The 19,971-nt window shown below is 68.5% G+C and carries 18 protein-coding genes and 2 pseudogenes; 8 read left to right on the forward strand and 12 right to left on the reverse strand.

Going from position 1 to position 19,971, the window contains the following annotated elements:
- Complete coding sequence (gene nrdH, locus AB0I35_RS10885; protein ID WP_067985385.1) at positions 1-234, reverse strand: glutaredoxin-like protein NrdH; 234 nt, start codon at positions 232-234, stop codon at positions 1-3.
- A 389-nt stretch (positions 235-623) separates the two neighbouring features.
- Complete coding sequence (locus tag AB0I35_RS10890; protein WP_357395613.1) at positions 624-1,193, reverse strand: NAD(P)H-dependent oxidoreductase; 570 nt, start codon at positions 1,191-1,193, stop codon at positions 624-626.
- 135 nt (positions 1,194-1,328) lie between these two features.
- On the opposite strand from AB0I35_RS10890, the gene AB0I35_RS10895 reads away from it, so the two are divergent.
- From AB0I35_RS10895 to AB0I35_RS10905, 3 genes are all read left to right on the forward strand, one after another.
- On the forward strand, positions 1,329-1,937 hold the full coding sequence (locus AB0I35_RS10895; protein WP_357395932.1) for a helix-turn-helix domain-containing protein: 609 nt from the start codon (positions 1,329-1,331) through the stop codon (positions 1,935-1,937).
- A gap of 6 nt (positions 1,938-1,943) precedes the next feature.
- Positions 1,944-2,768 (forward strand): ammonia-dependent NAD(+) synthetase, encoded by an 825-nt coding sequence (gene nadE, locus AB0I35_RS10900; RefSeq protein ID WP_357395614.1) that lies wholly within the window; start codon positions 1,944-1,946, stop codon positions 2,766-2,768.
- A gap of 216 nt (positions 2,769-2,984) precedes the next feature.
- Positions 2,985-3,866 (forward strand): alpha/beta hydrolase, encoded by an 882-nt coding sequence (locus AB0I35_RS10905; protein ID WP_357395615.1) that lies wholly within the window; start codon positions 2,985-2,987, stop codon positions 3,864-3,866.
- Positions 3,867-3,927: 61 nt separating this feature from the next.
- On the opposite strand, the gene AB0I35_RS10910 is transcribed toward AB0I35_RS10905, so the two are convergent.
- Positions 3,928-4,170 (reverse strand): MoaD/ThiS family protein, encoded by a 243-nt coding sequence (locus AB0I35_RS10910; RefSeq protein WP_357395616.1) that lies wholly within the window; start codon positions 4,168-4,170, stop codon positions 3,928-3,930.
- The gene (gene moaA / locus AB0I35_RS10915; protein ID WP_357395617.1) at positions 4,163-5,221 is read right to left on the reverse strand and encodes a GTP 3',8-cyclase MoaA; all 1,059 of its coding nucleotides are present in this window, start codon (positions 5,219-5,221) and stop codon (positions 4,163-4,165) included. Before moaA ends, AB0I35_RS10910 begins: the two co-directional genes overlap by 8 nt.
- 129 nt (positions 5,222-5,350) lie before the next feature.
- On the opposite strand from moaA, the gene glp reads away from it, so the two are divergent.
- The 3 genes from glp to AB0I35_RS10930 are packed head-to-tail and all read left to right on the forward strand — an operon-like array spanning position 5,351 to position 8,041.
- Entirely contained in the window at positions 5,351-6,556 is a 1,206-nt protein-coding gene (glp, locus tag AB0I35_RS10920) for a gephyrin-like molybdotransferase Glp (RefSeq protein ID WP_357395618.1), read from the forward strand.
- Positions 6,553-7,617 carry a bifunctional molybdenum cofactor biosynthesis protein MoaC/MoaB gene (moaCB, locus tag AB0I35_RS10925; RefSeq protein ID WP_357395619.1) on the forward strand — a complete coding sequence of 355 codons (1,065 nt, stop codon included), beginning with the start codon at positions 6,553-6,555 and terminating at the stop codon, positions 7,615-7,617. The genes glp and moaCB overlap by 4 nt, the downstream gene beginning before the upstream one ends.
- Complete coding sequence (locus tag AB0I35_RS10930; protein WP_067493072.1) at positions 7,610-8,041, forward strand: molybdenum cofactor biosynthesis protein MoaE; 432 nt, start codon at positions 7,610-7,612, stop codon at positions 8,039-8,041. The genes moaCB and AB0I35_RS10930 overlap by 8 nt, the downstream gene beginning before the upstream one ends.
- Here AB0I35_RS10930 and AB0I35_RS10935 read toward each other — a convergent pair.
- The 3 genes and pseudogenes from AB0I35_RS10935 to AB0I35_RS10945 all read right to left on the reverse strand — a co-directional run bounded on the left by AB0I35_RS10935 (position 8,038) and on the right by AB0I35_RS10945 (position 11,638).
- Positions 8,038-9,057: a CobW family GTP-binding protein gene (locus tag AB0I35_RS10935; protein ID WP_357395620.1), complete on the reverse strand. Its 1,020-nt coding sequence runs from the start codon at positions 9,055-9,057 to the stop codon at positions 8,038-8,040. The two genes, AB0I35_RS10930 and AB0I35_RS10935, sit on opposite strands and share 4 nt — an antisense overlap.
- A 1,097-nt stretch (positions 9,058-10,154) precedes the next feature.
- Positions 10,155-10,934 (reverse strand): annotated as a pseudogene (locus AB0I35_RS10940) (N-acetylmuramoyl-L-alanine amidase); the annotation flags it as partial.
- Positions 10,935-11,101: 167 nt separating this feature from the next.
- Positions 11,102-11,638 carry a sigma-70 family RNA polymerase sigma factor gene (locus tag AB0I35_RS10945; RefSeq protein ID WP_357395621.1) on the reverse strand — a complete coding sequence of 179 codons (537 nt, stop codon included), beginning with the start codon at positions 11,636-11,638 and terminating at the stop codon, positions 11,102-11,104.
- Between the two features lie 226 nt (positions 11,639-11,864).
- Between AB0I35_RS10945 and AB0I35_RS10950 the strand changes: the two genes are divergently transcribed.
- A complete protein-coding gene (locus AB0I35_RS10950) occupies positions 11,865-12,818 on the forward strand; it encodes a cation diffusion facilitator family transporter (protein ID WP_357395622.1) in 954 nt (317 codons plus the stop codon).
- 461 nt (positions 12,819-13,279) lie between these two features.
- Here AB0I35_RS10950 and AB0I35_RS10955 read toward each other — a convergent pair whose 3' ends face one another.
- Both AB0I35_RS10955 and AB0I35_RS10960 read right to left on the reverse strand, forming a co-directional pair.
- Positions 13,280-14,638 carry a lipase family protein gene (locus AB0I35_RS10955; RefSeq protein WP_357395623.1) on the reverse strand — a complete coding sequence of 453 codons (1,359 nt, stop codon included), beginning with the start codon at positions 14,636-14,638 and terminating at the stop codon, positions 13,280-13,282.
- Positions 14,635-15,792: an alpha/beta fold hydrolase gene (locus tag AB0I35_RS10960; RefSeq protein WP_357395624.1), complete on the reverse strand. Its 1,158-nt coding sequence runs from the start codon at positions 15,790-15,792 to the stop codon at positions 14,635-14,637. Before AB0I35_RS10960 ends, AB0I35_RS10955 begins: the two co-directional genes overlap by 4 nt.
- Before the next feature lie 197 nt (positions 15,793-15,989).
- Here AB0I35_RS10960 and AB0I35_RS10965 point away from each other — a divergent pair, with 197 nt between their 5' ends.
- Positions 15,990-17,207 carry a helix-turn-helix domain-containing protein gene (locus AB0I35_RS10965; protein WP_357395625.1) on the forward strand — a complete coding sequence of 406 codons (1,218 nt, stop codon included), beginning with the start codon at positions 15,990-15,992 and terminating at the stop codon, positions 17,205-17,207.
- 106 nt (positions 17,208-17,313) lie between these two features.
- Here AB0I35_RS10965 and AB0I35_RS10970 read toward each other — a convergent pair.
- The 3 genes and pseudogenes from AB0I35_RS10970 to AB0I35_RS10980 all read right to left on the reverse strand — a co-directional run.
- Positions 17,314-17,622: pseudogene (locus tag AB0I35_RS10970) on the reverse strand (transglycosylase family protein); the annotation flags it as partial.
- Positions 17,623-17,999: 377 nt separating this feature from the next.
- On the reverse strand, positions 18,000-18,632 hold the full coding sequence (locus AB0I35_RS10975) for a response regulator transcription factor (protein ID WP_357395626.1): 633 nt from the start codon (positions 18,630-18,632) through the stop codon (positions 18,000-18,002).
- An 11-nt stretch (positions 18,633-18,643) separates the two neighbouring features.
- Positions 18,644-19,825 (reverse strand): sensor histidine kinase, encoded by a 1,182-nt coding sequence (locus tag AB0I35_RS10980; RefSeq protein ID WP_357395628.1) that lies wholly within the window; start codon positions 19,823-19,825, stop codon positions 18,644-18,646.
- Positions 19,826-19,971: the final 146 nt, after the last annotated feature.

The following is a 19,971-nucleotide window of genomic DNA, read 5'->3' on the forward strand; positions in this document are numbered from 1 at the left end:
CTAGGCGGCCGCGACGGCGAGCGACTTGATGCGGTCGGGACGGAAACCCGACCAGTGATCGTCACCAGCGACGACGACGGGCGCCTGCAGGTAACCCAGCGCCATGACGTAGTCGCGCGCCTCGGCGTTCTCCGAGATGTCGATGATGTCGTACTCCACCCCGACCTTGTCGAGCGCCTTGTAGGTGGCATTGCACTGAACGCACGCGGGCTTGGTGTACACGGTGACGGTCATTAGAGTCCCTCTCTCCTATGCCTGATCCACAGCCTGGTTATCCGTATGCAGTGCACGAACGGTGATGCTGCGCAAACTCCTGGATCTGGCGAAGAAAGCCCTGCTCGCAACCCCTTCCCTTGGGCCCGATCAGTAGTGGCTTCACACCGTGTTCCAGTACCGAAGACACTACACCTAGTGGCCGACAGATGGGAACAACACAAGGGGTTGCGAGTCGCACGAATGTAATTTCCACCGGGTAAGTCCCAGGAAGCATCGGCGGCGAGCAGCCGAAACAGTGGTTCAGATCACGATTTCGCCTACCGGCGAGTCTTCAGCAAACCGGCTCGACAACGAAAGAGCGCCGCATCGACCGTGTCGATGCGGCGCCCGTCGGGAGCGCTGTCAGCTTACGCGCTGACGAGCGTGCCGTTCGCCGCGGCGACCAGCTCGTGCACCGCGGCACCGAGCTGGGTCAGCGCCTCGGCGTCCTCGCTCGGGTGCACCTGGGCGAACCGCTCACCGATGGTGCCGAACCGCACGGCGGCCGACTCCACGACCACACCACCCGCGACGCCGACGGACTTCACCGCGTCGCCGTGCGCCCACTCGGCGGCGCGCGCGCTGATCGAGGCACTCACCACGGCGACCGGCTTGCCCTTGATCGAACCGGCACCATAGGGACGCGAGGCCCAGTCGATAGCATTCTTCAGCACGGCGGGCAGGGTGCCGTTGTACTCGGGCGTGACCAGCAGGACAGCGTCGGCGGCGGCTACGGCGTCGCGCAGCGCCTGCGCGGCGGCGGGCACGGAACCGGGGACGTCGAGGTCCTCGTTGTAGAAGGGGACCTCGGCGAGACCCTCGTGGATGGCGATGTCGACGCCCTCGGGCGCGGTCTGCGCGGCGGCCTCGGCGAGGCGGCGGTTGATCGAACCGGCGCGCAGGCTGCCGACCAGAGTAAGGATGCGGGTCTCGCTCATGACGACTCCTGGTGTACTCAGTGGAAAGATCCAAGTTTCATCCGACAATAACCGGACCACGGTCCGAATACTTCCCCGGAGGGGCGTGTGAGCAGCGTGAGCTACAGCACACCGAGGTCGGACGAGCCCGATGTGCTGCGGATCGGGCAACCGTCGTCCCTCAACGCGGAACCGGCCGAGCGCGCCGACGCGGCCCGCAACCGAGCCCTGCTGCTCGACGCCGCCCAGCAGCTGGTGCGCGACCACGGCGTCGCCGGACTCACCATGGACGCGCTCGCCAAGCGCGCGGGCGTGGGCAAGGGCACGGTGTTCCGCCGCTTCGGCAATCGCTCCGGGCTGATGCTGGCCCTGCTCGACCACTCCGAACAGAAGTTCCAGACGGCATTCATGTTCGGACCGGGACCGCTCGGGCCCGAGGCCCAACCGATCGACCGGTTGATCGCCTTCGGCCGGACCCGGCTGCTCGATATCGAACTCGAGGGCGACCTGCACCGCGCCGCCGAGGAGAAAGGCCGCTTCGGCGACGGCCCCTACGCGCTGCACCGCGCCCACATCGTGCTGCTGTTGCGTGCGGCCGGGGTGCGCGGCGAGCTCGCTCTGGTCGCCGACGGTCTGCTCGCCACGCTCTCGGCGGCGCTGGTCCTGCATCAGATGGAGGTGCTCGGCTACACCCGCGCTCAGGTCGGCGACAACTGGGAATGGCTCGTTCGCCGGGTTGTTTCGCCTGTCGCCCAAGTAGAGTGAGACGGCATGGGGACACTGCGTGAACAGATCATTGCCGAATTGGGTGTGCAACCCGAGATCGAACCGAAGCAGGAGGTCCGCAGGCGCGTCGACTTCCTCAAGGAGTACCTGAGCACCACCCCCGCGAAGGGTTTCGTGCTCGGCATCAGCGGCGGCCAGGACAGCACCCTCGCCGGTCGGCTGTGCCAGCTGGCCGCCGAGGAGCTGCGTGCCGAGGGCAAGGACGCCACCTTCCTCGCGGTGCGGCTGCCCTACGGCGTGCAGGCCGACGAGCACGACGCGCAGGTCGCCCTGAAATTCATCGACCCCGACCGCTGCGTCGTCGTGAACGTGCGCCCCGGTGTCGACGCGGTGTCGGCCGAGGTGGCCGGGTCCATCGACCACGAGCGGCTGCGCGACTTCGTGCGCGGCAATATCAAGGCACGCGAGCGGATGGTCGCCCAGTACGCGCTGGCCGGGCAGGAGAACCTGCTGGTGGTCGGCACCGACCACGCCGCCGAGGCGGTCACCGGTTTCTTCACCAAGTACGGCGACGGCGGTGTCGACCTGACCCCCCTCACCGGCCTCACCAAGCGTCAGGGTGCCGCGCTGCTGCAGGAACTCGGGGCACCGCCGAGCACCTGGTCGAAGGTGCCGACCGCCGATCTCGAGGACGACCGCCCCGCACTGCCCGACGAAGACGCGCTCGGTGTGCGCTACAGCGAGATCGACGACTACCTCGAGGGCAAACAGGTGAGCGACGAGGTCGCCGAGCGCGTCGAATCGCTGTTCACCGCCACCCGCCACAAGCGCACCGTGCCGGTGACCCCCCTCGACACCTGGTGGCGCTAGGCGCATATCGGGAAAGCGGCACGCTGCCGTGACGCAGCCGATCAGAACGCCGCCTCGTTGGAGGCGGTGGCCGATCGACTGGCGACGAGTCCGGTGATGAGCGCGCCCGCGGCTTCCGAAGAAACTTTCGCGATTCGGGAATCAACTCGCCCCCCGCTAACCTTTCAACTGTTGATTGACGGTTATAAGACCGGCTGCAACGTGAAAGGGTTTACGGTGATCGAGATTCCTGTGATCGCACATCGGTTCGTCGAGGTCGACGGCGTGCGCGTCTTCTACCGTGAGACCGGCCCGCGTGACGCGCCGACGCTGGTACTGCTGCACGGCTTCCCCTCGGCCTCGCATCAGTTCCGCCGGTTGATGGATGCCCTCGGCGGCCGGTACCACCTCATCGCCCCGGACTACCCCGGCTTCGGGCACACCTCGGCGCCCGAGGATTTCGTCTATTCGTTCGACCGTCTGGCCGATATCACCGAAGGCTTCCTCGAAGCCCTCGGCCTGCGCCGCTTCATCATGTACGTCTTCGATTTCGGTGGGCCGGTGGGTTTCCGGATCGCCGAGCGTCATCCGGAGTGGATCGCCGGACTGATCGTGCAGAACGCCAACGCCTACACCGAGGGCCTGTCCGACGGCGCCCGCGATTTCATCGCGCTCACCCCGGAAACCCCCGGATCACGCGACGTGATCGGCGACCTGCTGACCTTGGACGGCACCCGAGGCCAGTACGAAACCGGCGTCTCGGACCCGCATGTGCTCGACCCCGACGCCTGGACCCTGGACCAGCACTTCCTCGACGCGCCCGGACGGAAGCAGGCGCAGCTCACGCTGGCCTTCGACTACCACAGCAACCTCGAGCGCTATGACGCCTGGCAGCTCTGGCTGCGGACGCACACACCACCCACCCTGATCCTCTGGGGTCGGTACGACCCGTTCTTCCCCGAGCCCGGCGCCCACGCCTACCTCGCAGACGTGCCGCAGGCCGAACTGCACCTGTTCGACACCGGCCATTTCGCCCTGGAGACCCACCTGCCGGAAATCGCCCCACGCATCGCGGATTTCGCCGACCGCGTGTGGGACACCGGCCGGACCGATCGCTGAGCCCGATGATCCCTCGCCGCGACCTTCCAGGCGGTGGGCCGAATCTTGCGCTGGACCGGGTTCAGCCGCCGGCGAAAGGGGGGAGGACGTCTACGCGGTCGCGGAGCACGGCCGCGGGGTCGCGGGTGAGTTCGTCGCCGATCAGGAAGGCGCAGACCCGGACCAGGGTGTCCACCTCGGCACCGTAGGTGGTGGCGAGGGTGGTGCGCAGGTCGGCGACGGTGGCGCCGTCGGGGAGGTCGAGTGATTCGGTGTTCTTGCCGACCGCGTCGGCGATGGCGGCGAAATAGCGGACCTCAACCACCGATGGCTCCCATCGTGCGTTCCGGGGGGACGAAACCTGCGGCGTCGATGCCGTGCCCTGCCCACTTCTGCCACATCGCGCCACGCCACAGCTCGGCGACCTCGGCGTCGTCGGCGCCGGCCCGCAGGGCGGTGCGCACGTCGAACTCCTGGTCGCTGAACAGGCACGAGCGCAGCATGCCGTCGGCGGTGAGCCGGGTGCGGTCGCAGGCGTCGCAGAACTTGCGGGTCACCGTCGCGATGATGCCGACGGTCGCGGGGCCGCCGTCGACCAGCCACTTCTCCGCGGGCGCCGAGGGGTCGGCGCGGCCGGCGGGCGTGAGGGTGAAGCGGGTGCCGAGCACGTCGAGCAGGTCGGCGGCGGTCACCATCTGTTCGCGCGCCCACTCGTGGTCGGCGTCGAGCGGCATTTCCTCGATGAAGCGCAGTTCGCATTCCTCGGCGAGGCACCAGGCCAGCAGGTCGGCGGCACCGGCGAGGTTGTCGCGCATGAGCACGGCGTTCACCTTCACCGGCGCGAGGCCTGCGTCGCGGGCGGCGCGGATACCGTTGAGAACCGATCCGAGGCGGTCGCGGCGGGTCAGGCGGGCGAAGTCGAGCCGGTCGACGGTGTCGAGGGAGACGTTCACCCTGGTCAGGCCGGCATCGGCGAGGGCACGCACCCGATGTTCGAGGCCGACACCATTGGTGGTCATCGCCAGCGGAGTGTCGGGAACGGCGGCGTGGCAGCCCGCGATGATCTGCTCGAGTTCTCGGCGCATCAGCGGTTCGCCGCCCGTGAAGCGCACCTCGCGCACCCCGAGTTCCTTCACGGCGAGGGAGACCAGCCGGACGATCTCGTCGGCGGTGAGCAGTTCCTCGCGCGGGATCGGCGGCAGGCCCTCCTCGGGCATGCAGTACGTGCAGCGCAGCGAACACTTCTCGGTGATGGAGACGCGCAGGTCACGGGCGACGCGGCCGAATCGATCGACCAGCAGCGGCGTCTCGGGCCTGCCGTCGAGAGACGGCCGCTCCGAGCGCACAGCGGGGATCCCCATCTCGACCAGCGTCATTCCTCCAGTATGACCCGTCGGGGCCGTCACATCGGGTCCGGTGCGGCGATTCGTTGCTCACCGCGGGGGCCGGGAAAGAGTGAGCAACACGATCGAACCGGGTACCGCGACGACGATTAGGCTGGGCACATGACTCACCGGCCCGCCACCGCGTCGGCGCGCAGCGTGGACGAGTACCGCGACACCGTTGCCGCGCTGCTGGCCCACCTCGCCGACCGCACCTCCGAACTGGTGCCGGTCCCCGACGCGCTCGGGCGCGTGCTCGCCGCCGATGTGACCTCTCCGATCGATCTGCCGGTCTTCCGCAATTCGGCGATGGACGGGTACGCGGTGCGGGCCGCCGATGTCGCCGTCACGCCGGTGACGCTGCCGGTCGCTGGTGTAGTGGCCGCCGGCAGGCCCGGCACCGAGGTACTGCCCGAGGGCGCGGCGATGAAGGTGATGACGGGTGCGCCGCTGCCGCCGGGCGCGGACTGCGTCGTCCCGGTGGAGGACGTGCAGGCGGGCGCCGACCGCATCGTCGTCGAACGCGGCCGGGCTCGTGGGGAATTCGTGCGCGAGGCCGGTACCGATGTGCGGGTGGGTGAGCTGGTCACCCGGGCGGGCACGGTGCTCGCGCCGCGTCATATCGCCGCGCTGGCCGCCGTCGGGCTGCCGAGTGTGCCGGTGCTGTCGCGATTGCGTGCGGTGTGCCTGACCACCGGGGACGAGTTGCGACCGGCCGGTTCGGTGCTGGCCCCCGGCCAGATCTACAACTCGAACGGGATCGGCCTCGCCGCCGCCCTGCGCGCCGACGGCGTCGACGTGCTCGAGATCGCCCACAGCACCGACGACGCGACCGTCTTCGCCCGGGTGCTGCGGTCGGCCGTCGCGAAGGCCGACGTGGTGTTCACCTCCGGTGGCGTGTCCAAGGGGGACTTCGAGGTGGTCAAAGAAGTGCTGGCACCGTTGGGTGGGACGTTCGGTTCCGTCGCGGTGCAGCCGGGTGGACCGCAGGGGTACACGGTGGTCGACGGTGTGCCCGTGCTGAGTTTCCCGGGCAATCCGGTGAGCACGATGGTTTCCTACACGGTCTTCGCGCGGCCGGTGATCCGGGCGCTCGCCGGACTGCCCGCGCCCGCGAGCCGCGAACTGCCCCTGCTCACCCCGGTCCGCTCCCCTGCGGGCAAACGTCAGTTCCTGCGCGGCCTCACCAGCGACGACGGCGTGGAAGTCGTGTCCGGACCCGGCTCACATCTCATCGCGGGCATGGCCTGGGCCGATGCGCTCGTCGACATTCCCGCCGAGGTCACCACGCTCGCCGCCGGTGCCACTGTGCGAATCTTGATGCTATGAGCGAGTTGTCGCACGTCGACCGCGAAGGTCGCGCCCGCATGGTCGATGTGAGTGCCAAGCCCGACACCACCCGGATCGCCGTCGCCGCAGGCGAATTGCAGACCACGGCCGAGGTCGTGCGCCTGGTCCGTGCCGACGGCATGCCCAAGGCCGACGTGCTGTCCACCGCCCGGCTCGCCGGAATCGCCGGTGCCAAGAAGACTTCCGAGCTGATCCCGCTGTGCCACCAGCTGGCACTGTCGTCGGTGAAGGTGGAGTTCGGGTTCACCGAGACGACCATCACCATCGAGGCGAGCGCCAAGACCACCGGGCCGACCGGGGTCGAGATGGAGGCGCTCACCGCCGTCGCCGTGGCGGGGCTCACCTTGCACGACATGGTGAAGGCGGTCGATCCGGCGGCGGTACTGAACGGAGTGCGGCTGGTCACCAAAGAAGGTGGCAAGCACGGGCATTGGGTGCGACCGGAGGCGCGGACCGGTACCGAGAGCGGGGCGGCTGAATCCGCCGTGGGCACGCCGGAAACAGCGAGCTCGGTCGCCGCTGATTCGCGGCCCGCCGTGACGAGTGGTCCCCGCGCCACCGCAGAGCCTCGTAGTGCCGCCGTGGTGGTCGCGTCCACCGGCGCGGCGGCTGGGACACGTGTCGACACCACTGGCCCGGTGCTCGCCGAATGGCTTGCCGCGCAAGGTTTTTCCGTGCGTGGTCCACTCGTTTACGCGGACGCCGACATCGCGGCAGGCTTGGCCGACGCACTGACCGGGGCGCCGTCGCTGGTCGTCACGACCGGTGGCACCGGCGCCTCGCCGACCGATGCCACCCCCGAAGCGACACGGGCCGTGCTCGATCGGGAGCTGCCCGGGGTGGCCAACGCCATCCGGCAGCGTGGGACGGCGAAATTCCCGCTCGCGGCGCTGAGCCGCGGGGTCGCGGGCCTGGTCGGGAGCACCGTTGTGGTGAACCTGCCCGGTTCGCCCGGCGGGGTGAAGGACGGCATCGCCGTGCTGGAGCCGCTGCTGGATCATCTGCTCGCGCAAGTAGCCGGAGGCGGCAATCATGAATGACAAGGGCACGGTCGCGCTGGCCGCGATCAGTGACCGCGATCTCGATCCCGCCGCCGTCGAAAAGGCCGTGGACGGACCGGAATTCGGTGCCGTGGTGGTGTTCACCGGCAAGGTCCGCAATCACGATGGTGGCCAGGCGGTTTCGTCGCTCGAGTACTCCGCGCACCCGCAGGCCGAACGGTTCCTCCACGCGGTGTGCGCCGAAGTCGCCACGGCCAGTGGACTTCCCGTCGCCGCCGCCCATCGGGTCGGCGCGCTCGACATCGGTGGCCTGGCGATCGTGGTCGCCGTCGCCGCACCGCATCGGGCCGAGGCGTTCACCGTATGCCACGAGCTCGTCGACCGGATCAAGCACGAAGTGCCCATCTGGAAGCGGCAACTGTTCGCCGACGGGCTCTCGGAATGGGTCAACGCCTGCGGTTAGACCATGCTCGGGGTGTAGCGCCAGATGCCGAGCATCGCCTGATCGTCCAACGGCGAGTGGCCCTCGAAGACGGTGGCACGCAGGCGTTCCCGGGCCGCGTCGGCATCGAGACCAGCACCGATGAGCACCAGGCTCGACACCCGCTGCTCGCCGCGCGCCCAGGTGCCTGGCGTGAACGTCACGTGGCGGCCGACCAGGTGCATCTCGAACTTGCGCCGCTCCCCCTCCACCGCGAAGGCCACACATCCTTTGGCGCGGAACAACCCTGGTGGTGGGTTCTCCAGGAAGTCCACCAGGGCGCGAGGATTCAGCGGGCGCTCGCTGGTGAACGACACCGACACGTAGTCGTCGTGGAAGTGCCGGTGGTCGGGATCGTCGTGGTCGTGGTCGTCGAGCAGGGCGTCGAAGCTCAGCTGCTGCGCCACTTTCGGCTCTTCGCGGGTGCGCTCGTCGAACAGCAGACCCGGGTCGACCCGGCCGTGCGTGGTCGCGTAGACGGGTACCTGATCGACCCACTCGGTGATCTGCGCACGTAGGGCCGTGAGTGCCTCGGGGGTGACGCGATCGGCCTTGTTCACCAGCACCAGGTCGGCCAGTTTCAGATGCGAGATCAGCTCCGGGTGCCGGGTGCTCGTTTCGCCGAACTGTTCGGCATCGACCACCTCGACGAGTCCGCCGTAGCCGATGCGGGGATTCGGATTCGCCACGACCATCCGGATCAGATTGCGTGGTTCGGCCAGCCCGCTGGCCTCGACCACGATCACGTCCACCGCGCTGCGCGGCTGCGCCAGCTGTGCGAACAGATCGTCGAGCTCGGACACGTCGACCGCGCAGCACACACACCCGTTCCCCAGCGACACCATGGCATCGACCTGCCCCGCGACCAGCATCGCGTCGATGTTCACCGCCCCGAAGTCGTTGACCACCACTCCGATCCGGGTCCCCCGGTTGTTGCGCAACAGATAGTTCAGCAGAGTCGTCTTCCCCGACCCCAGAAACCCAGCAACGATCACCACAGGAATCACGGCACCCATGGTGCCATCTCGCCGCTACCCCCCACTCTCACCGCCCATCCACCGAGCCCCTCCCCGGCCCTGGACGCGCGCTCACCACGCTCTGGGGGCGGCATACCGCCCGCAGAGCGTGGTGACCTCGAAACGAAGGGTTCGAAGGTCTACTTCGTCGGGCCGAAGACGACCCCGGCGAGCGTGTAGGCCAAGTTGATGAGCTGATTGGTGATGACACTGTTGTCCATGCCGAGGGACTGAGCCATGGGCATCAGCATGTTCATCACCGTGAGGACCGGGCCGCCGAGGGAACTGCTCAGCGACGTGATGTCGGGAACCGATTCCTCCTGGTAGGGCTGGGCCTTCGGGGCCGCACCGCCGCGTTCCCTCGGGGTGGGAGCCGGTGCGGCGGGCGGGCGGGCGTTGGCACCGGGTGCGGTGCGGGCGGGCGCGTAAGGCAGCGGGGCCGGGTCGGCGATCGGGGCCCGGGCCGGTGCGCGCGCCGGGGCGGGCGCTGCCGGGGTGGTGGAATCGCTGGACGGTTCCTCCACGGGCGCCGGGTTCTGGCCGGATTCGTCGCCGGCCGCGCCGTTCTCCGGCGACCCCTGGGCGGGTGCGCCTGCCGGGCCCGACTCGGGCGCGGACCCCGGCCCATTCGCCCCGGATTCCGGCCCCGCACCGTTTCCGGTCGCGTCCGATTCAGGTGCCGACCCCTCGCCGACACCACCGGACTCGGGTTCCGACGCCACACCGGGCGCGGACCCCTCACCAACCCCACCCGACTCGGGTTCCGACGCCGCACCGGGCGCGGATCCCTGGCCGACTCCACCGGATTCGGGCACCGACCCCTGCCCGGTCCCGTCGGACTCCGGCACCGATCCCTGACCCGGCTCACCCGTGGCACCGGGCGCGGACTTGCCGGTAGACGGCGCACCCCGCCGCGGCGAGGTCGTATCGGACCGACCCGGCTTCTCGGTCGTCGAGTCCGTCGCCGCACCCGGCTCGGGCTCCTGCCCGGGCGTGGGAACCGGGGTCGCCACCGGCGCCCGACCCGGAATCGGCTTGGGTGCCAAGGCCAGGGCAGGGGCGGGTCCGATCGGTTTGTTCAGCAGGTAGCCGACCAATCCGGTCGTGATGGCCACCGCGTGCTGCAGCCGTCCCTCGCGCGATTCGAGCAGCGCCGCATCCTCGGCATTGGCGCCGTTGCCCATCTCCACGAAAACGAGCGGCACTCGGGTCAAGGCTGGCCCGGCCACATCGGCGCGGGTCTGCAGCCCGTTGTTCGCACCGCCGTAGGTCGCGGGTGGTATCCCGGCCGCGACATAGGCGTCGCGCACCGCGCTCGACGCGGCGAGCCCGGCGCGCGATTGAGCCTGCTCGACCGCCGGATCGGGCACCGGCAGCTGCGGCAGGATGAGGTGGAAGCCGCGCTGGTCGGCGGGTGCGCTGTCGGCGTGGATGCTCACCGCCACCTCGGCACCGGATTCGTTCGCGGCGCGGGCGCGTTCGTCCACGCAGCCGCCCCACCCGGTGTCGTCGACGCGGCTGAGCACCACGTCGGCGCCGAGCGCCTGCAGCGAGGTCTTCACCAGCTGGGCCACTTCCCAGTTGATGGTGTGCTCGGGGACACCGCCGAGCGAGGTCATGCCGGTGGTCTGGCAATCCTTGGTTCCGCCTCGGCCGTTGTCGACCTGACGGGCGAGGTCTTCCGCGTGGGCCGGGCCCTGATGACCCGGATCGAGGAAGATCGTCTTCCCGGCGAGCTGATCGCCCTGCGCTGGTTCGGGGGCGGCGTGGGCGGTCACGGGCAGCAGCCCGGACAGCGACACCACGACCGCGGCGGAGACAGTGGAGCAGAGACCGGCCTTGATGATGTCTGGTTTCATGTTCGGTCGGCGCTCCGGAACGGAGCACCCCTCCCTTCCCATTGGTAACACCAAACCCAGTAGTTAACTCTTGCCACGTGTACAACGACAGGGCAAGCGCCGTTACCGAACTGCAATAGGCCGATAATCGCTGGTCAGGTGCCCAGATGGGCGATTCTTCGAGCGCGTCAGGCAACCTCCGGCAACTGTCGCAGCGAGCGGAGCGCGTAGTGCACGCGGGTCTTCACCGTGCCGACGGGAACCCCGAAATCCTCGGCCACTTCCCGGTATCCGCGATCACGCAGAATCACTTCGACCACGGCCGCGCGCTGCGGTTCGGGCAACCGGGCGAGCAGCTCGTCGACGAGCAGGCCGTCGACGAGTCCGTCGGCGAAATCCGGTTTGCCACAGGGCACCAGCTCGGCGAGGTCGTCGAAACCCACATCGATCGGGCGCACGGCACGAGCCCGCACGATATCGACGACCACATTGCGTTCGATCGCCAGCAGCCACGTGCGCACGCTGCCCTTGCGCGCGTCGAAGTCGGCGCACGCCCGCCACGCGCGCAGCAAGGTCTCCTGCACGGCATGCTCGGCCAGCCCGCGATCGCCGAGGCTGCGCATGGCCCGCCAGTGCAGCAGGCCGCGATCGGTGGCCAGCACGTCGGCCAGCCCGTCCCTGGTACACAGTCGCGCGCAGTGCGCGTTACAGAAGTTGTCCGCCATACCGGGTTATCGCGGGCGAGCCGACCGATGACAACGCCTTAAGCGACTCTTCAGGATCCTGCTGGTGCCGTGCCGGAAAGTAGTTCCTGCGAGCCCGGCCGGGCCTGCTCCAGGAGGGGGGAGCAGGGCTGCCGGGCTCGCTCCGTTCCGGCCGACGAAGGAATTGCATACATAGCGATTCGTGCATATGATTGCGGCGTTCGGATCACCGGAGAGGGGAAATCGCATGGGCGCAGGACACGGGCACGACCACGGGGTGTCGGCCGACAGCGACAAACGCTGGCTGGCAGGCGCGCTGGCCCTGATCGTCACGTTCCTGATCGGCGAGGTCATCGTCGGTATCGTCGCCGATTCGCTGGCACTGCTGTCCGATGCCGCGCATATGACCACCGACGCCGCGTCCATCGCGCTGGCGCTGTGGGCGATCCGGTTGGCCGCGCGCCCGCCGAAGGGCCGGATGACCTTCGGCTGGAAGCGGGTGGAGATCCTGTCCGCCCAGGCCAACGGGCTCACCCTGCTCCTGCTCGCGCTGTGGCTCGGCTACGAGGCGATCCGCAGACTGTTCGAGCCGCCGGAAGTTCACGGTGGTCTCGTGCTCGTCACCGCACTGGTCGGCGTGGCCGTGAATGTGCTCGCCACCTGGATGATCAGTCGCGCCGATCGGACGAGCCTCAATATCGAGGGCGCCTACCAGCACATCCTCAACGACCTGTTCGCGTTCATCGCCACCGCCGTCGCGGGTGTGGTCATCATCCTGACGGGCTGGGCACGCGCCGATATCGTCGCCACCCTGATCGTGGTCGCGCTGATGATCAAGGCGGGTGTCGGGCTGATCCGCGCGTCGAGCCGCATCTTCCTCGAGGCCGCCCCCGACTACCTCGACCCCGCGCAGATCGACACCGACATCCGCGCCCGCGACGGCGTGGTCGGTGTGCACGATCTGCACATCTGGGAGATCACCTCCGGCTCCCCCGCCCTGTCGGCGCACATCCTGGTGCAGCCGGGCCGCGATTGCCACGCGGTGCGCGAGGACGTGGCGCACATGCTCGACCACGACCACCACATCAACCACGTCACCCTGCAGGTCGATCACGCCACCCCGGAGGTGCTCGCGATCGGCAACCGGCAGAGCAGCGCCTGCGGTGACACCCACACGGCCGAAGCGCCGCACACACACTGACCCCGACCACGAGAATGCCCCACACCGGAAGGTGCGGGGCATTCTCGTGGTCGACGTTCCCGTCGACCCGGCCGTTACCGGCCGAAAGCGCTGACGAATCAGCCGCCGAAGGAGCCGGTCCACAGGGTGTCGACCAGACCGTGCAGAGCAGCACCCAGGGTGTCGAAAAGACCGTTCAGGGCGGCGCTACCGGTGTCGATGATAACGGGGATCATAAATACTCCTCTGTTTCTCATGCTCCAGCCGAGGCTGGCTTACGAATGGCATATCGACCCCCGAACACCGCGAGTTACGCAAATTACGGATTAGTGACAGCCGTTACAGTCACCCAATTTCACCTATCACCACCTGCGGTTATAGGTGAAACAGTGTGTTACTTAAAATTGTATGAGAAGTTTCTGAGAGTTATTTATTCACCTTTTATGTTTAGGGCCCGACATTCGCGGGAAGGGTGCGGAGAATTAGCTGATACGTAATACTTCCCGTTCTTCGGGCACCAGCGGCGAGGATCGTTCGGCCGACGCCGACGGGGCATCGGCCACACCGATCGACCTACCGGCGACCATGGTCAGCACGACCTGCAGGAACTCCAGGTGCTTGCGCACCGCCCGCACGGAACGGGCCACCGAGGCCACCGTCTGTGTCCCGGTCTCGGCCCGCCTGCCCGCGAAACGGTCGGCGAGCCAGTCGAGGACGACCGGGACGACGAGGAACTCCAGCGGCAGATGGGAACCGTTGCGGATGCGCAGGTACCGCACTCTCGCCCCGGCCCGTTCGTAGCGCCGGACATGCGCGTCGATGTCGGCGACCGCGATCACCTCGTCGCGCACGCCCTGCACCACGAGCAGCGGGGCGGCCGGGGCCTTGCCGCCGGGCTCGATGTCGGTGAGAACGCGGCGCAGCACCGGTTCGGCGAGCAGTTCGGCGATGCCGCCGCGCAGGTGGCGGGCGACATCGCGGCGGGCGAACCGCAGCAACAGCGCGAAGGTACTGCGTCGTTCGGCCTCGCCGAGCAGGGCGCGGAACCGCGTGTCGAAGTGGTCTTCCAGCACAGGGACCAGCTCCGGGTAGGCGCGGCTGAGCCCGGCGACGAAGGCGGCGGGGAATCCGGCGAACCAGCCACCGTTGAGCCGGACGAACGCCGCCGCCGGGTCACCCACGGGCGACCCGGCGGCGGCGCCGACGATATCCAGCTCGGGGGCATACTCGGCGGCCAGCTCGGCCGCCCAGGCCGTCGCCAGCCCGCCGCCCGAATAACCCCACAGCGCAACCTGATTCGACGGTGACAACCCGAGCGCGCCGAAACTCAGTGCCGCACGGATGCCGTCGAGCGCCCGGTAACCGGGTTCCCGCGCGGCGCCGAACCGCCCGTCGCGCCCCTCGTGGTCGGGGACCGAGACCGCCCACCCCTGCCGCAGCGCCATCGCGATGATCGGCAGTTCCAGCGGGGCGATCGAGCCGATGGTCTGCGCGCCCCGGCGCAAGGCGTAGGACGGAAAGCACTGCGGAGCAACGGCATCGATCGCGCACTGGAACGAGACGAGCGGACGGGACTCGTGCGGGTCGGCACCCCAGGGCAACAGCACCGTCGTCACCGTCACCTCGGCATTGCCGTCGAGATCGCAGGTGCGATAGAGCAATTGCCACGCGGCGATACGCTGGGGCACCATGCCGAACAGGGCCAGCTCCACCGAGCGCGACCGCACCACCGCGCCGGGGGCGAGCGTCTCGAGATCAGGCGGGGCGATATAGAAGGGATCGTCGGGCGGCAACGGTGGTGCTCCGCGCAGGGTGGCCGCCCGATCGAGCAGACTGGTCATAGGCTGCCGCCTCCGCCGACGAACCACGGGTTGAACGTGCAGGCCAGCTCGGTTCCCTGTGCCGGATCGAGAGCACGCAGCGCGATGGAGACGGCGCGCGGGGAGTACATCATCGTCAGGTGGTCGGAGACGTCTTGTTCGCAGCCGGCCTGCAGGGTGATGTTGTCGACGGTCGCGTCCGGCCCGGCGGCCAGGAAGCCCAGGTCGAGAGGGTTCATCACTTCGTCGTAGCGGGAGCCGACCACGGTGTAGTGCACGCCGGGCACGGTGTCGCCGCCGGCGTTGAGGGTGGTGTAGAACGGCGAGCCGATGGCCTGTTCCACATTGGCGGCGCCGATGATCGGCCGGTAGAAGCCGAGGATGTCGATGCCCGCGTTGTTGATCATGCGGCCGAGCGTGGCGATGCCGAGCAGCGAGGTGCCGTGGTGGGTGCCGCCGAAGCTCACGAGGGTGGCGACCTTGTCCCGTCCCCCGTCGAACTTGAGGTAGTGGTTGGCGATGGTCGCGCCCTGGGAGTGGCCGACGATATCGACCTGTTCGGCACCGGTCGCCGCCAGCACCCGCTCGATGAACGCGGCCACCTGGCCTGAGGATTCGACCATCGGGCCGACCCCGTTGCGGCCGGGCAGGATCGCGCCGAGCCCACCGGCCTCGAGCAGGGTGGACTTGCCGAAGTTCAGGGTGAACACGCAGTGCCCGGCATCGGCCAGCCGCGGTGACAGATAGGAGAAGGTGTCGTAGGCGTTGAGCCAGGTGCCGTGCAGCAGGACCACCGGTCGCGGATGGGCCGCGGTGGGTTTGCAATCCCAGCGGTTGGCCTTGGGCGGCGCGGCGTCCGGGTGCAGCAGGCCGTAGGCGAGTGCGGGCAGGTAGGCCGACATCGAGGGGCCCTCACCGACGGTGTCGGAGGCACGGCTCGACGAACCCGAGCCGCTGCCCGAGCCGCTGCCCGAGGCGCTGCCGGTGTCGGCGATGGCCGTGGGCCGGCCGTCGGGCGTGATCGGCATGGTGGCGTCGAGGTACTCGGCCAGCGAGGCGACAGTCGGTTCCAGCGTGGGGGTCGCGGCCGCGGGGACGGTGCCGAGCGCCACCAGCGCGGCGGCGATGCCGAACGCAGACAGGGTCCGGCGGAGAGGATGCGTCGTTGCAATCAAGGGGTTTCACTTCCGTAGAACAGCGTCGTCGAGCAGGTGACTCGTCGCGCGTTCTGACGAATCTATGAGCTGCGCCACAGGGAAGTCACTGCACCGTGCGCCCAGAAAACGACCGCGTCATTGTCTCGGAAACCAAGTTCTCGTCGTTGCCGACGGGAGCGCCCACAACGGCCCTGTCTTGGGACACAATTCCTCTCATGCTCGCCGAACATCCCGCTCCCGCGTCATCCGATCTGACCGCTCGTCTGCTGAGCCGATGGCCGCAGATCGCCGAGCGCATGCTCGCCGAAGGCCTTGCCGCCAAGGCGCCCGCCGAACTGCCCGCGGGGCACTTCACCGCCGAAGTACTGCCGACCATCTACGCCTGCGGTCGGGCGGTGCTCGACGCGATCGCTTCGAACCGGGAGTTCACCAAGGGGGAAGTGGCCGTGTTCGTCGGCCCGGTCGCCGAACGTCATGCCGAGGACCGGCTGCCGTTGCCGCTGCTCATCGACGCCATCCACGCCTCGGCGCAGTCGTTGCTGACCGCGGCCGCGGCGGAGGTCGACCCCGACGAGATGTTCGATTTCATCCACGTCTTCAGCCGGCTGCTCGACCTGCTGCGCCACATCAACACCACGGTGGTCGAGGTGTACACCGAGGTGGAGCAGTCGATCTACCATGCCGAGCGCGAGGCGCGGCGTGAACTGTGTTCGGCACTGGTGCGCGGGCTGCCCGCCGAGGAACTCGCCGCGCGGGCCGACACGGTTCTGGCCGAGCAGTACACGGTGCTCGCGATCCATCTCGACGAGCCGCCGCGCACCGGCAGCGCGGCGAACTTGCTGACGCGCCGCCGTATCCGCGTGTTGCAGCGCGCCCTCGACGCGCTCACCGGAACGACTACACCCGCGACCTTCGACGGCACGAGCGGTATCGCCCTGCTGAGCCGCTCCGAGGCCGACGTTCTCGATGCCGCGCGTTTCGACCAGCTCGCCACGCGCTTGGCCGAACAGTTCGGGGTCCCGGTGTTCTTGGCCGAATTCTCCGAGGTGGCCCGCGAGGACATTCCCACCGCGGCCAAAGACGCGAGCGAGTTGACCGAACTGGCCCGGCTCCGAGGCAAACCCGGTGGCTGTTACCGGCTCGACGACCTGCTGCTCGAGTATCAGCTCACCCGCCCGGGGCCGGCGCGAAAGCGGTTGGCGCAGCGCGTGATTCCGCTGCTGTCGAGTCCACACCTCATCGACGCGCTCGAGGCGCATCTGCAGTTCGGCGCCGACCGGAAGACGGCCTCGCGCCGTATCCATGTCCACCCCAATACCTTCACCTACCGGTTGCGCCGTATCGCCGACCTCACCGGGCTCGACCCGGCGGATCCGAAGGATTCACGAATGCTGGCGGCCGCGCTCACCGTTTATCGGCTGGATTCGGTATAAACGAAAAAACCCGCTATTCGACGTGTGCTTCGAATAGCGGGTATTCCGTTTCCCGACAAGGAAAGTCTTTATTGCGCGGCGTACCTTACAGGTAGGCGCTGCAGGTCGGCCAGGCGCCGGGGCCCTGGGCCGCGAGCACGTTCTCGGCGACGCGGATCTGCTCTTCACGGCTGGCGTTGTCGGCCGTGCCGGTGCCGCCGTAGGCCTCCCAGGTGCTCTGCGAGAACTGCAGACCGCCGTAGTAGCCGTTACCGGTGTTGATACCCCAGTTACCGCTGCTCTCGCACTGCGCCACGGCGTCCCAGTTGTTCGCCGAAGCGGTGGCAGTGGTCAGACCGGCCGGAACGGCGATCATGGCACCGGCGACAGCGGCGAAACCGAGGGCACGGGTGGTGAACTTGCGATTGAAAGACATAAGCATTTCCTGCCTGCGCCCACCGACTCGGTATTCGAACTACCGCGTCCCTGCCCCACAGGTATGTCGGGGATCCTCGAATCGCGGGGCAGGCTTTGCGGCGTTCTGCGATTCGATTCGGCTCGGGTTGTTGTTCAAGCCGTGATCGAATGTAGCTGTTTCGCAACGGAAGATCACGCACCGATCACGGACGCTTATGTAGCAGAGTTTGTCCAACCGTACGCTGTTCACCGCTGGTCGTTCGTGATAAATCCGTAATCACAGAACTGTGCTTCAGACGGCTATTTGTGACTGGCCTCACAAGAAATAAGTGGGCCCGATCACGTTTCTTTCTGGCAATTCGGGCAACCCTTTGTATGAGTAGTGCCGCAAGCTCCTCAGGCGAGGAGCCGCTTCTCCGATGCCACGGCCACCGCCGCGGCGCGCGTATCGACGCCGAGCTTGTCGTAGATGCGCCCGAGATGCGTTTTCACCGTCGCCTCGCTGATGTGCAGCGCGCGGGCGATCTCCCGGTTACCGAGGCCTTCGGCCAGCTTGCCGAGGATGTCGCGCTCGCGAGCGGTGAGGGTGGGACCGGGATTGCGCATCTTGGCCATGACCTTCGCCGCCACCGGTGCCGACAACGCGGTCTGTCCGTCGGCCGCCGCGCGGATGGCGGTGAACAGTTCCTCGGGGCGTTCGGCCTTGAGCAGGTACCCGGTGGCGCCCGCCTCGATCGCGCGGGTGATGTCGGCATCGGTGTCGTAGGTGGTCAGCACGAGAACGTGCGGTGCCGGCGCCGGTTGGGCGGTGATGAGCCTGGTCGCGGCCACGCCGTCCATCTCGCCGCCGAGCTGCAGATCCATCAACACCACATCCGGCCGCAGGCGCCCGGCCAGCGCCACCGCCGTCGGGCCGTCGGCGGCCTCTCCGATCACCTCGATCCCGGGTGCGTTCGACAGCAGGGCGTGCAGGCCGGCGCGCACCACCGCGTGATCGTCACAGATCAGCAGGCGCACGGTGGTGGTCATAACGGCCGATGCTAGCGGGCATCGCCCGATGCGACCGGGGCCAAGGGGATCGACACCGACAGCACCGTCCCCTCTCCCGGCGCCGATTCGATCGCGCAGGTACCGCCCAGCTGACGCACGCGCGCCCGGATCGCAGGCAGACCGTGACCCCGATGCTCGGCTGGATCACCGAGGTCACCGGGATCGAAGCCGCATCCGTTGTCGGCCACATCGAGAACGATCTGGTCGTCGAGGCTGGTGAGCGTGAGTGTCGCCGTGCTCGCCCGCGCGTGTTCGCGCACATTGGCCAGCGCACCCTGGGCGATGCGGAGCAGCGTGGCTTCCACGCGCTGCGGCAGCGGCACCGGCGCACCTTCGATATGGCATCGCACCGTCAGCGTGTCGGTGGATTCCCGGACGGCGAGCGCGGTCAGGGCGGCGGCCAGCGACCCGCCCGCGGCGAGATCGGCGGGGGCGAGATCGTGGACGAAGCGGCGCGCTTCGATGAGGTCGCGTTCGGCAATCTCGGCGGCCGAGCGCAGATGCGTGCGGGCCAGCCCCGGGTCGGTATCCCAGACCAGGTCGGCGGCCTGCAACAGCATGCGCTGGCTGGACAGACCCTGGGCGAGGGTGTCGTGGATTTCCATCGCGAGCCGTTCGCGTTCGGCGAGGGTGCCTTCGCGTCGTTCGGTGTCGGCCAACTCCTGACGGGTTCGCACGAGATCGTCGATGAGCGCCGCCTGCCGGGTCGCCTGCCTACGCATACCGACGAACAACGCGGTGGTCACGGCCGCCACCGCGGGCGGCGCGAGCACCAGGTTCGGATCGAGCCAGCCCGCGATGCGCACCTGACTGGCCACCACCAGCGCGGTCAGCACGACGACCAGCGTCACCGCAGTGCGTTCGGAGAGGATGCGCAGGCCCGTGTACACCAACGGCACCGCGCACCAGGCGAAACTCGGCGCGAGCACCACCAGCACCGACCAGGTGAGCACCAGCGCCGCGAACCACCCGAGCCGACGCGACTGCCGCAACTCGCTGAGCCCGTAGAGCACCGCGAGCGCGACCGCGAGGACGACGATGAGCGGTGTCGAACGGGTCTCGCTGTGCCGGATCAGCCAGCGCAACAGCGACGCGGCGAGCAGCACGTAGAACGCGCTGTGCACGATGATCGCGAGCAGACGGGTGTCCTCGCGCTGGTCACCGAGGTCCATGCGGCCTCCTCCCTCTCCTCGGCATTCTCTCCCGCCGCCCGGGCCCGGCGGGTCATCCGATCGGTCGACCCGGGTGTCGTCCGATCCGGCCGCGCACTCCAGCCACACCGTCGATTCGCCGGAGCCGCCGGGCGAACAGGATGGAT

Origin of the sequence: Nocardia sp. NPDC050378 (assembly GCF_040655675.1) — a bacterium.
Lineage (GTDB): Bacteria > Actinomycetota > Actinomycetes > Mycobacteriales > Mycobacteriaceae > Nocardia > Nocardia coubleae.